Source organism: Methanohalobium sp. (assembly GCF_046546175.1).
In the GTDB taxonomy this organism is placed as follows: Archaea; Halobacteriota; Methanosarcinia; order Methanosarcinales; family Methanosarcinaceae; genus Methanohalobium.
Window position 1 is genome coordinate 1 of the sequence record NZ_JBKGYF010000052.1, and the last position, 12,269, is coordinate 12,269.

A 12,269-nucleotide genomic window follows, 5' to 3' on the forward strand; every position below is an offset into this window, starting at 1 on the left:
GGGAAAAGTATGAAACAGGAAGCCAGTTGGTCTTTAGCCAAGTGGTAGTTCACTAACTCAAAAGTAGGTCAAACCTATTACAAAATTTTGGTTTGTTATTTTCCTTTGTTGTGAATTAGGTAGTCCACTAATATTTAGTTGATATTATATACTATGTGAATAATAAATTTATATCATGGGAAAAAGGGGCCCAAAATTAAAATTCAATGATGTTGCTTATCCAACGAGGATTAGTAAATACCATGACTTTACTGGAAAAGGCAATGTTGTAGGAAATTGAACTTATCAGATCAAAGGTAAACGTATTAGGAAATACCTCTGCCGCGAATGCGGCAGGGTATTTTGTGATTGGACTAACACTTTCAATTATGACATGCGAAAAGAAGAATCAACTGTACTCTTAGCCTTGAAAATGTCCATAAAAGGATTGAGTATAGAAGCAATTGCTGATGTATTAGAAGTTCGACCAGTTACGGTACGTAACTGGTTAGCTCGAGCATCAAAACAATGCGAAAAAGTACATCAAGAGAAGATGAGAAACCTGGATATTGCAAAGATAGAGATGGATGAACTCTGGACAATAGTGGAAAAAAGTAGTTCCATCAAAAATGAATTTTATCGATGATGATGTGTCTTGGTTGTGGATAAGTTTTGCTTCAGAATCAAGGTTAATAATAGATTTTACTATCGGACCGAGAAAACAATACATAGCAGATAGGTTAATGGAGCTTATAGATAATTGACTTTCAAAAACAAAACCAATGTTCATTTCAGATGGATTAAGGTTCTATCCTGAAGCTCTTTTGAAAAAATATGGTGTATGGAAAGAGTTTCCAAAAACTGGTAATAGAGGAAGATTCAGAATTCCGATACTTGTTACTGATAATAACCTGAGATTCTCCCAGTTTATTAAAAAAAGGGAAGGTGGGAAACTGCAAAAAGTTGAGAAACAAGTTATATTTGGAAAGGATATTGATCTAAAAAATACATCAAAAAACCTACTTGAAAGATAAAATCTAACTTTTAGACAGGACAACAGAATTTCAAGAAAGACTATTGGATTTTCAAAAAAACTCAAAGCTCTATACGGTCAAATAAGGTTCTATTCCACTTATTTCAATTTCTGCAGAGTACATGCAGGATTGATGAAAAAAGTACAACAAAAAGAACACCTGCTAAAGAATCTGGTATTGTAGAAAATATATGGACATTGAAACAATTATTGCTTTTAAAACCTGCAAAAACATCAACCTTTTAATGATGGACTACCGTTAATTAATAGATTGTTAATTCAATTCAGAATTCAATCCAGATTTGGATTGTGAGACACTATAACTTGTCACTTCAATTTATTCAACAACCATAAATTTTTGCTGACGAGTTAAATAAATATTTAAAAACAATTAAATGCAAATAGGTTCAATTAGAACATTTTCATCTCAAAAAGAGATTAAAACTTTAATCAGGAGGTTAAAAATGAAAATAACCGGTTTTGTAGGGAGCCCAAGAAGAGATGGTAATACAGATACACTTGTACAACAAACTCTTGATGGGGCAACAAAAAACGAAGCAGAAGTTAAAAAATACTATATAAATGAGATGGAATTCATTGGATGTCAGGGTTGTGGCCACTGCAAATCCCATGACAGATGTAAACTGGATGATGACATGCAGATAATGCTTGATGCCATAGTGGAAAGTGACGGCATAGTTATTGGTTCTCCCATATATTTCGGACAATTTACAGGCCAGATGCGCTTGTTTATCGACAGATTATACTCACTTATAAATCCGGATTTTTCCCCTCGCATTGATTCCGGGAAAAAGGTCGTTTTGGTAGGTACACAGGGATTCCCGGATAAAAATCAGTATAAACCTGTATTCGAAGAATTTAGCAGTGTTGTGAACAAACTATTTGGTATGGAAGTCAAGGATATAATAATTGGTGCAGGGTATAACGAACCCGGTGATGTAGTAAATAACACTGAACTGATGAATGATGCTATGGCTGCAGGAAAGAATATGTTGAAATGATTACCCAAAAACCATTATTACTATAATATATTACATTCATCATGTATAATAATATATAAAAAAGGTTCCAGAAAAATTTATATTTTAGCCTATAGTACACCAATAAGTTTTATAAGGTTAATCATATATTTGACAATATCCTTCTAGAATTAAAGCCAGGAATGATGTATCATGATTAAAACGATATTGGGTTGTCTGCTGGTCATTTACCTTATAATAGGACTGTTGATAGTAAAACCAATGCGCACAGCCTGGAAAAAGTTATCAGGCAAACAAAGACCCTACTGAATTGGAATAGTAGACAAGGTAAATGTTAACTGACTCTTGGTCATTTCAGGAAAGTTGACATTGCTACATTATCCAGAGGATTAATCTGGGTTCTGTAACCATTTCCTGATTAGCAATTTCTATTTGTTGGTGTGATAAATTAACAATGTGGTTGTAATAATAACTTATTTACATATCAAGTGTTGCAAATATTTCATCTGTGATCCATATTTTAGATTATTACTAGCACCAAATATTAATTAATAAAGGACTATCAGTTATCATACTAATTAATATGTTTTAAGAATGTTAAAGATTAAAAGATATATCTACTTATAGGATTTTAGTAAATCTGGTACCAATGAAAAGATGAACTTTTGAATTGTTGAGGTCACTCGTTGATACCAACTAGAGAAAAAAATAAATTAAATAAAACCGAGTACAAACATTCTAAATGATCTAGGTCCTATAATAAAGGAGGTCAACAGAGGTGCTAAAAGGTATATTGGATACTGTTTACAAAAGCTATGAATACCTTTTAACTAAAGAAGTTAAAGAATTACCAGTACCAAAACATATCGCAATAATAATGGACGGTAACCGCAGGTATGCCAAGCACATGAGGATAAACGATTATTACGGTCACAAGTTGGGTTCTGATACGACAGAAAAAGTTATAGAGTGGGCATATGAGGTTGGCATCGATGAGATGACTGTTTATGCTTTCTCTACCGAAAATTTTAGCAGGTCTCCTGAAGAGACTGAAAAACTGTTCGAGCTTATCGACACCAATCTAAACGAGATGGTCGAGGATAAAAGAACTCATGACCGCCAGATGAAAATAAGAGCTGTTGGCGACAGGATACGTTTGCCTCAATACCTCCAAAATACCATAAAAAAAGCTGAAAATGCTACTTGCCAATACGAAAATCTCAAACTAAATGTAGCTCTTGCTTATGGCGGCAGACAGGATATAATACAAGCTGTCCAAGAAATCGCGAAAAAGGTTAAAAATGGCTACTTGACTATAGATGGGGTGAATAAGTCCACTATATCTAACCATCTCTACCCTGATTGTAAGCAGCCAGTTTCAGATGTCGATATGATAATAAGAACCGGTGGAAATGAGAGAGTATCGAACTTCCTGCCCTGGCAGGCTAACGGGAACGAATGTATTTCCTATTTCTGCGCCCCATATTGGCCGATGTTCAGAAAAGTAGATTTTTTGAGGTCTATCAGAGTATACCAGGCTCGTCTGACTAAAGACAAAAACTATAGCCGCTTATCAAGGGTTAGTCATTTCCTTAAGAACTTGTACATTTTAGCCGATGGACGATTCGATTAATGTATAAACAAAATAATTTAATAATAAGGTCGGAAAAAGTTAGACCTTATATAAAATCTTGGTCTGCAGGAAAACTATACTTGATTTTACAGTTGACCATATACTATGATTCTACACTATATAGAAATAATCAATACTTATTCAGTGTATTCCACGCTGGATTTAACCGACCTGTAAAATTTCATGAAATCATGCACTTTGTTCGGTAATTCGGTGCTTACTGGCAATCCTATATCAATCGCTTCTGGTGCAGAAATCGGAGTAATATGTACCATTTCACCACTTACCAGTTTTTCAACAGCATAATTGAGCTTTTCCGCATCCTCGATTTTACCATCCAGGAGTTCTGTAGCAACTTTCCGCATAAGTTTCATTGTTTTTTCTGAAATATCACTGATTACAATTGTGGTATCATCAGCTTTATCTCCCTTTTTCGATGCGGCATATATCCAGGATGGTGCAGGATAAGTACCACGTATTAAATCACCTATTTGAGGGTCAATGGGTCCTATAACCGCATCATCATCCATAATAATTTCATCAGCTGCAAGTGCTATTATTGTACCACCTGACATCGAATAATGAGGTATCAGAACTCTTGTATATCCTTTGTGATTTTTAAGCGCGCGTGCTATCTGGATAGTGGGATGCACCTGTCCCCCCGGTGTATGGATTATGATATCAATCGGGCGTTCTTTTTTTGTATCACGTATACCACGCAGTATCGATTCCGCATCCTCTATATCGATATACTGATAAACTGGTAGCCCAAACATCGATACCGCTTCTTTTCGATGGATTAACGTAAGAACTCTCGTGCCCCATTCCTGCTCCATTTTTTTTATCATAGAAAGGCGCTGAACTTTTACTTTTTTCATCTGATACTGTGGATATGCAAATGCATAAAGAACAAAAAGTATAGCAAAGATGGTCAGTACGTCCCAAGCTCCAATATCCTCAAATACCATATACTTCCTCCTAAATATTACATTATCCAATCATCTTGCAGATGGACCAGGTCCCACCATTGTTGTCCTGTCCAAAAAATGAAAGGTCTTGGCCGTTTTGTCCCTTCTCCTTAACATAACGTTTTGACTGGATAAGCATACCTCCGGAACCACAGGTTGGATCATATACTCTCATCCCTTCCTGTGGATCAATAACCTGAACCATCAACCGGACAACATCATACGGCGTGTAAAACTCACCTCCTTTCTTGCCGGCAGAGTCTGCAAAGAATTTGAGCAGATATTCATAGGCAGTACCCAGAAGATCAGGAAATTCAAAATCCTCATCTCTTAACCGATATTTGTTGAAATGTACCAGAAAATCCTGAAGTGTCGAGTCTGGTATCCGTGTTCTTCCAACATTGGCATTGAAATTGATGTGTTTTAATATACCTTCAAGCTGTTCAGGATTATTGTCCTCAAGAGCTTCCAAAGCTTTGTTTAATTGATTGCCAATATCTTTCTTTAAATCTTTAAGATAAGACCATCGAGCTTCTTTTGGCACATAAAAGGTGTATTTTACTGGTTTTTCAGCCATTGTTTCGGCTTCTTCTCTACTAAGCCCTTCATCCAGCCGTCTTTGAACTACTTTTTCATATTCTTCATCGAACTGGTCAGATAGGCGGCGCAAAAAAAGCATCCCGAAAATATATTCTTTGTAATCTGATGCATCCATCCATACCCGAAGGATATCAGCTGCTTTGAAAAGATGATTTTCTAATTGTGAAAGTGTTAATTTGGTCATATGTTACCACCTGATCTGCGTCCTTTTTATATATAATTTGATTTGGTTCTTGTATTAAAATTGTACTTGTCCAGCTGCTATTTAAAAACAATTATAAGGTGTTAAACCTGTTAAAAACTTATTGATATATCAAAAAGGGGCAAAACATGAGAGATGATAACTTATTAAAAATGTTTCTTGTTATTATCAGTGTACTTCTGGTGTTTTTTGCGGGTTGCATCGGCCCAGATGTAGATAATTCTCAGAATGATTCCCAGAAAACAGGTACATAATATGGAATCACCGTGACAGTTACAAACATTGTAGATGGCGACACCATCGATGTAACGTTTAAAAATGGCACTACTGAAAGAGTGCGGATTCTAGGTGTGGACACACCTGAAACACATGTAGAAAACGAATCAGTGGATCTCGAAGGTATCGACAGATCGGATTATTTGCGTGAATGGGGTCATAAGACCTCCGAATACACATAAAAACACCTACATGGTGAAGAAGTAAGGCTGGAATACGATGACATCTCAGGTAAAAAAGGGTACTATGGAAGACTGCTAGCTTATGTATATCTGCAAAACGGAACCATGTACAACGAGTTGCTTCTGAAAAACGGATATTCCAGAGTGTATGATGAAGCTGAAATTGAATATATGGATAAATTCCAGAAACTTGAACAAGAAGCAATGGAGAATGGCAGTGGATTATGGAACAAATGACATTTATCAACCTGTTGCATTATGACCCTGTATAAAGCGTTGAAATTTTTAACGGCTTTATAATATTTAACGCGAGAAAAATAACAGCATCATTTATTATATATATTTATAGTACATAGTAAGGGATTAGAAAGCAGATGTAGAGGATAAGAGAAAAACTCTACACCTGTTTAAAGTAGTGGACGAGCGGTTTAATGGTTGAGTGGGGTTCAACCAGTGGGGAGTGTGCGAAAGTAGTCAAATTGGTTATATCTGCCCAATCTGTGTAGTTGGGGGTTCTGTACAGATTGGGTAGCTAATTGCCATTGATGAACATGTTAGCTGTATATACAGGTTCACACACAATTATCAAGATTATCCATATTTTATATAGGTGTTCTGGTCTTTTTCTTTGGATTGACAGTATTGAAAATAGTTCAAATGTGGCTGTGATTCAAACCAAGTTCATATTACAGAGTTTTCACCCTGTATCCAGAAATTATCATACATCTCCAACATATTGGCAATAGAAACCTCATCAGGCCATGCAGATGCATTACCTGTGGTGACGACCAGTTCTACATCGTCTACTGTATCTCCAGAAATCTGGGAAAATTCAGTCGCATCAATGGTAGTGAGTACTCCGATCTTTTTTTGGTTCAACCTCCAGTCGTTCACCTCATTATACAGCTCGAACACCCTATCGTCCAGGAAAAACAAATCACTCCTGTTGACATTAGGTATAACCACTTTGGATTTGGGTATCCAGTGCAGGTTGTCCTCGATCTTTTCCACAAGCAGCTGATACGAAACGCTGCTCTCCCTCATAAGCTCAGCTGAACAGATTTGTCTGTCAAATCCTTTCTCCTCTGCAAGTCCATCTGAGATTATCAGTTTCTTGCCCACTAGGTTGCGGTTATTACCTGTTTTATCATTGCTTATAACAATGTCCATTGTAGTACCTGTTAAGAAAATTTTTAGTATAAAAGAAAAAAAGGCTGGCTGAGGGAAAGAGAGGGGATGAATGGCCAGCCTTAGATTAGTTCAGGTTCATAGTGCGGTCGAAATTCTCGAACTGTTCATAATACTTGGCTCTCTGGACCAGTTCCTCGAAATATTCGTCCATTTCTATCACCAATCATCCCTTATGGAATCTAAAATATAAAAAGAAGAACCAAGCGGTTTGAAAGTAATCGATTTTTTATAGATGTGCTGAATTTTGTCATTAATATATTGCTGATAGTTATGTAAAAACAGAAAGTATAAAGACTAATCTATATATCTTTTGTAACTAAACCTGTTTTTACTCAGTTAAATTTAAATTGATAACGCTAAATATAATATCACAGATAAATTCGTAGAAGGTGGAAAACTACTTGAAATCGATGTACTTGACCATGTAATCCTTGGATATTCCGGTTATATTAGTTTAAAAGATGAGGTGTTAATTGAGTGAATCATTCAGGTGTCATGGATAAATAACAAAATCTTTAAAAACCTGTTCACCAAAAAGCAAACAGATGAGAGATACAGAACTTGACCAACCTTATACTATATCATACAAAGGGATATATGCAGTATGTGATCAGAATAACAGATATACAGAAATTATAGAACATCCAAGATGCTATGGTGGTACATCATGGGCTCGATATCATTATTCAAATTCACCCCTTATTCTACAGATAAAAACCATCGGAGATATGACCAGATACCTTGTTAAAACCGGCACTTCAAATCTTGAACTCAAACCATCCTCTTCTGCTGCAGGAATTGAATCGGTAACTGTGGAATATGACAGAGTAGAAATAACCTATGCAGGGCTTGGTGGAGGTGGTGTAGGAGCTACCAAATGCAGAGCTTATGCTGATGGTGTTATCAGTTATGATATCACCGAATCCGGTGGTGGACGCTCTGCAAAAGGAAAAATTGTGGTGCCACGAAGAGAGCGTCTTATTATAGGTATCGATGATACCGATACAAAAGAGGAAGGAGCTACATGGACCCTTACCCATAACATCGCAAACGCATTGAACTGTGAAGAATCGGTCTATCTATCACATTCCATTGTACAACTTTATCCGGTTTCTGCAAAAACACAAAACTGCGTTTCCACAGTGATTGAATTTGGATGTGTGAACGAGGCTGCAAAAAGGAAAATCTTGCAGGAGATAAAAAACGCTCTTTTAAAATACAGTGTTTCCGATGAAACCGGCATGGTTGCTCTTTCAGATTTTGATGCAACAGATGTTTATGAATACAGTAAAATGTGCCGATCAGGAGAAGTAAGCAAATATTTTACCCATCAATACGCAAAAGACCATGGAGTTGAAATTTGGCTTGATGGTAACGGGGTTATTGGTGCACTGGCCGCTCTACCATGGTTTGCCAGACCCGATGAATCAATCAAACTGGATGCTGATTTGCGATGAATACCAAAAATTCAGATGACAACACAATAACCAATTTTACCGGAATTGATGCATTACATTTTGCAGCCATTGATAGTAATGTCAAAACAATAAACGGTGTTGCAGGTTTTCCTGTAACAGAGATAATACAGAGATTTATTGATGATAAGGACAGCGGATATATTTCCAGATGGATTACAAATGAAAAGACTGCTCTTGAAATCGCACTGGGTTCATCGGTATCCGGTAAAAGAAGTATGGTGATAACAAAACATGTAGGAATGAATGTACTATCCGACCCACTTATTACATCCACAACCCATACAATCAGTTCGGGTGTTGTTATCATAACAGGTGATGACCCTGGTGCCCTTGCATCCCAGAATGAACAGGATTCAAGATGGTACGGCAACGTTTCCGAAATTCCTGTGTTTGACCCGTCCACCCCAGAAAATACTTACATATCTGTCAGACAGGCATTTGAAATCTCTGAAAAAATAAAAGCTCCGGCGATTATCAGAATAACCGGCAGGCTGACCAAATGTGAGAGCAAAAAAGATGTTAATAAGCTCAAAAAGCAGTTACAATCAGCAAACCAAAAATCAGTTTTTGACAGGTCTATTTGGAACCTCACTATGCATGACAGGCATCAAAGATATCATCTGGAATCCTATCCAATACTTATAAAAGAAACTGAAAACACTGGTTTAAATGCTTCAGTTATCAATGGCTCTGATACAGGGATAATATCCTCAGGATTTCCATCAACTCTTGTAAACGAAATTTTAAACAAATCAGAATACAGGCAGATATCTCATTTTTCCTTAAATATGGTATACCCACTGCCATATGATAAACTAGATGAATTTATAAAAAATCATGAACGTGTCCTGGTCGTTGAAGAAAGTGAACCGTTTATTGAAACTCATCTTTATATTCTGGACAGCATTTACGGTAAAAAAACAGGACATATACCTTATGGAAAAATCGATAAAAAACATGTTGATTTTGCCCTTGAACACTTAAATGAAGAGTCAATAGAGGAATATACTCAAATCCAGACATTAAAAAGTAGAGGTTATCGCGGACTCTGTGAAGGATGCTTTTACATCCCGCTATACCAGATTTTGCGTGAGTTTGATGTGAAAGTGGCTGCCGACATGGGATGTTCAATACTTGGTGCTCCTGAACCTATGAAAGCAGTTGATGCTGATTTCGCACTTGGTTCCGCCATAGGTACAGCCTGCGGATTTGATAAAAAAGGTATCGCTGTCATCGGAGATTTTGGACTGGCACATTCAGGGGTCGTCAGCTTAATAAACGCTGTGTACGGCGGATTCGATGTGCTGGTTATTGTTCTTCAGAACAAAATTGCTGCCATGACCGGTGGCCAGGGAACGCCTAACCTTACAGATGTCATAACAGCAATGGTTGATGATGTTTCAGTGTATGACTTTGATAATAAAACAGACGAAGAAATAAAAAAATCGATCCCGGAATTGATTGATGATAAATTAAACAATCCCGGTGTTTCTGTAATACTTGCCAGAGGTAGATGTGTAAAATACCAATAAGGCAGATAATACCTTGATTAATTGGCTTTTACCATTGTATCTTTACCTACTTTTTGCTCATATGTCGTAAAGCCACAGTTCTGACAGTAATAGACAATACTTGAACCTACCAAGTCCCTTTCTATCGGTGACCTGCACAACTTGCATAACTTGTGATTATTTTTTCTGTACATCCACACACCCTCTTTATGAGAATATCATTGCTGGGTCCAGTCTTGCGGTACCCTTTATTGTCCAGTATCCGCAGACTTCGCAGATCTGTATTCTGTTTTCTTTATTTTTCAATTTTGATTTGCACACAGGACAATTTTCCAGTGATTTCATATTTACTTTACACTCCTAGGTACACATTATTAACAATTAAACGATGAGATCTATAACATATATAATTAATGTACATAGAATATATAGTGCTTTATAGACTACATATCCTGAATCTTTATCATTGGGTTATATTAAAAATCTTTTTATATTACAGGAAAAAATTATTATAAGATATTTGATAACAAACAAGTTACCCGTTTTATCGTTTTACTATTGGGTATATTAATCTAGGTTAGCTTGGCTTGTTACTATATCCGTCATTTAGAGCCCGAAAGAGAAGTCTTAAAAGAATGGGTGATGTTAAAGATTTAAAAATACAGTAGAATAGGAAAAAATAAACAGCGGATACATGTAGGCTCTTATATGCATAGTTTTATGGAGACTGTGGTATACTCCATGAGAAATTATCTGGAATGTATATCCGTTCAATGAAATGCTTAACACGGTTTCTCATATGATTAATGGTAGCAGTTCAATGGTCGTAGTTGCTGAGGTTTCAGCGTTAAATGCCCTATTTGCCGAATTGTCACTTGTAATCTGGAACGGTGCTTTGCTGAGACTAAATGAACTCAGCTGAGCCATCAAGAATTTTAATCTGTGTTCCAATGGCTTTTTGCTGGCTCTGTTTTTGGAGGACAGGATGTGGCTAATATGTACGGTTTGTTGCCCATAGTACTCCTATTCATATTTATGGGTTCAACACCTGAATGGACAGTATTTATTGGAGGTGTGCTATGCATAGCTGGAGCTGTTGTAATATTTACAGATGAATCCCTTAAAATCGAGACATTGAGGAACCAAAACACCGAAGGTTTAAAGTCTAAAATGGTTTTAAAAACTTTTTTATTTCGATGTAAAATCAAAAAAATGATTTGAACGCAGATGTCGTTTTCCATGCGTCTTCTATATGCATACCTCTCATCCCGAGTTTTTTCGGTGGTTCTACATCATTTTCAACAGTATCCCCTATGGACAGTATTTCTTCTGCTTTAAGACCCAGACGTTTTTGAGCGATTTCAAACAGACGCTGATCTGGCTTCTTGTAACCATAATCCGATGAGAATATCACAAAATCAAAATATTTGTGCAAACCCAGGTATTTTAATTCCATTTCTGAAAAAACTCTTTGCGCATTGGATACAATACATTTTGGATAATCTTCAAAAATCTCAAGCAGTTCAAATGACTCTGGATAAGCCCGAAATTTTCGTATCGATGCTGCACGGAATAGGCGGGCAGCTTCTATACCCAAAATTTCCTCATCTATATCCCATATCGCATTTTCAAGACAAATTTCAGAAAAAATGTTTTCAACTTTTACTTCAGGATGTTGCTGTTCACTGCTATCAAACGCTTCTTTAACCTTTGTTCTATATTCTTCCTTCAATTTTTCAGGTGATACATTAACCCCATAGTAACAAAACCACCTGCTTAATATGTAATAGGTATCCAGAGAATCTTCATCAGTTTCAATATCTATCAGAGTTTTATAACAATCAAAAATAATGCCCTTTACTTTACCGCGTTTGAACAAACATTTGCCTCCTTGAGCAGATAATCATGATACTCGGATGCTATCTGGTCCATGTTATCCTTAAACACCTGTAAACTATATAATCATAATAAACCTTCACCTACAAATTCCTATCTACCAGTTGTAAGAGAATGAATTGAATTCATGATATGAATGCCATGTTGTATCTTTTCCATTTGTTATTTGGTTCCCAATACCCTCTTGTTTCACTTATAGGTATATATTAAGATTTGCGTTTGCAGTTATCTCGTTTAGACATTAAATCATCAATCACGCCATCTCAATACTTTATCTCATTTAAATTCTGGAATTCGATTGTATTTCCTTTGTAATAGT

Annotated in this window: 14 protein-coding genes and 2 pseudogenes; 10 read left to right on the forward strand and 6 right to left on the reverse strand. The window is 36.3% G+C overall.

Annotated elements, in window-relative coordinates:
• Positions 1–175: 175 nt before the first annotated feature.
• The 3 genes and pseudogenes from ACLFMM_RS06570 (at position 176) to uppS (ending at position 3,646) form a co-directional block, all read left to right on the forward strand.
• A pseudogene (locus ACLFMM_RS06570) lies at positions 176–1,258 on the forward strand (IS1 family transposase).
• A gap of 218 nt (positions 1,259–1,476) precedes the next feature.
• Complete coding sequence (locus tag ACLFMM_RS06575) at positions 1,477–2,034, forward strand: flavodoxin family protein (protein WP_410807923.1); 558 nt, start codon at positions 1,477–1,479, stop codon at positions 2,032–2,034.
• Between the two features lie 757 nt (positions 2,035–2,791).
• The gene (uppS, locus tag ACLFMM_RS06580; protein ID WP_410807924.1) at positions 2,792–3,646 is read left to right on the forward strand and encodes a polyprenyl diphosphate synthase; all 855 of its coding nucleotides are present in this window, start codon (positions 2,792–2,794) and stop codon (positions 3,644–3,646) included.
• A gap of 137 nt (positions 3,647–3,783) precedes the next feature.
• Here uppS and ACLFMM_RS06585 read toward each other — a convergent pair whose 3' ends face one another.
• On the reverse strand, positions 3,784–4,614 hold the full coding sequence (locus tag ACLFMM_RS06585; RefSeq protein ID WP_410807925.1) for an SDH family Clp fold serine proteinase: 831 nt from the start codon (positions 4,612–4,614) through the stop codon (positions 3,784–3,786).
• Between the two features lie 22 nt (positions 4,615–4,636).
• Positions 4,637–5,398, reverse strand: coding sequence for an N-6 DNA methylase (locus tag ACLFMM_RS06590; protein WP_410807926.1), 762 nt, complete (start codon positions 5,396–5,398; stop codon positions 4,637–4,639).
• 146 nt (positions 5,399–5,544) lie between these two features.
• Between ACLFMM_RS06590 and ACLFMM_RS06595 the strand changes: the two genes are divergently transcribed.
• The 3 genes and pseudogenes from ACLFMM_RS06595 to ACLFMM_RS06605 all read left to right on the forward strand — a co-directional run.
• Positions 5,545–5,670 (forward strand): hypothetical protein, encoded by a 126-nt coding sequence (locus tag ACLFMM_RS06595; RefSeq protein ID WP_410807927.1) that lies wholly within the window; start codon positions 5,545–5,547, stop codon positions 5,668–5,670.
• Between the two features lie 12 nt (positions 5,671–5,682).
• Positions 5,683–5,874, forward strand: coding sequence for a thermonuclease family protein (locus ACLFMM_RS06600; RefSeq protein ID WP_410807928.1), 192 nt, complete (start codon positions 5,683–5,685; stop codon positions 5,872–5,874).
• Between the two features lie 18 nt (positions 5,875–5,892).
• Positions 5,893–6,111: pseudogene (locus ACLFMM_RS06605) on the forward strand (thermonuclease family protein); the annotation flags it as partial.
• Between the two features lie 444 nt (positions 6,112–6,555).
• On the opposite strand, the gene ACLFMM_RS06610 reads toward ACLFMM_RS06605, so the two are convergent.
• On the reverse strand, positions 6,556–7,044 hold the full coding sequence (locus ACLFMM_RS06610) for a hypothetical protein (protein ID WP_410807929.1): 489 nt from the start codon (positions 7,042–7,044) through the stop codon (positions 6,556–6,558).
• Between the two features lie 388 nt (positions 7,045–7,432).
• Here ACLFMM_RS06610 and ACLFMM_RS06615 point away from each other — a divergent pair, with 388 nt between their 5' ends.
• The 3 genes from ACLFMM_RS06615 (at position 7,433) to ACLFMM_RS06625 (ending at position 10,075) form a co-directional block, all read left to right on the forward strand.
• On the forward strand, positions 7,433–7,546 hold the full coding sequence (locus tag ACLFMM_RS06615; RefSeq protein WP_410807937.1) for a JAB domain-containing protein: 114 nt from the start codon (positions 7,433–7,435) through the stop codon (positions 7,544–7,546).
• A gap of 64 nt (positions 7,547–7,610) precedes the next feature.
• Complete coding sequence (gene mmp11, locus ACLFMM_RS06620) at positions 7,611–8,522, forward strand: methanogenesis marker protein 11 (RefSeq protein WP_410807930.1); 912 nt, start codon at positions 7,611–7,613, stop codon at positions 8,520–8,522.
• Positions 8,519–10,075 carry a thiamine pyrophosphate-dependent enzyme gene (locus tag ACLFMM_RS06625; protein ID WP_410807931.1) on the forward strand — a complete coding sequence of 519 codons (1,557 nt, stop codon included), beginning with the start codon at positions 8,519–8,521 and terminating at the stop codon, positions 10,073–10,075. Before mmp11 ends, ACLFMM_RS06625 begins: the two co-directional genes overlap by 4 nt.
• A gap of 17 nt (positions 10,076–10,092) precedes the next feature.
• On the opposite strand, the gene ACLFMM_RS06630 is transcribed toward ACLFMM_RS06625, so the two are convergent.
• Positions 10,093–10,248, reverse strand: a complete 156-nt coding sequence (locus tag ACLFMM_RS06630) for a hypothetical protein (RefSeq protein ID WP_410807932.1) — start codon at positions 10,246–10,248, stop codon at positions 10,093–10,095.
• Between the two features lie 13 nt (positions 10,249–10,261).
• Positions 10,262–10,399: a hypothetical protein gene (locus ACLFMM_RS06635; protein ID WP_410807933.1), complete on the reverse strand. Its 138-nt coding sequence runs from the start codon at positions 10,397–10,399 to the stop codon at positions 10,262–10,264.
• A gap of 454 nt (positions 10,400–10,853) precedes the next feature.
• Here ACLFMM_RS06635 and ACLFMM_RS06640 point away from each other — a divergent pair, with 454 nt between their 5' ends.
• Positions 10,854–10,976 carry a hypothetical protein gene (locus ACLFMM_RS06640; RefSeq protein WP_410807934.1) on the forward strand — a complete coding sequence of 41 codons (123 nt, stop codon included), beginning with the start codon at positions 10,854–10,856 and terminating at the stop codon, positions 10,974–10,976.
• Between the two features lie 282 nt (positions 10,977–11,258).
• Here the strand turns inward: ACLFMM_RS06640 and ACLFMM_RS06645 are convergent, their stop codons facing one another.
• Positions 11,259–11,933 carry an HAD family hydrolase gene (locus ACLFMM_RS06645; RefSeq protein WP_410807936.1) on the reverse strand — a complete coding sequence of 225 codons (675 nt, stop codon included), beginning with the start codon at positions 11,931–11,933 and terminating at the stop codon, positions 11,259–11,261.
• Positions 11,934–12,269: the final 336 nt, after the last annotated feature.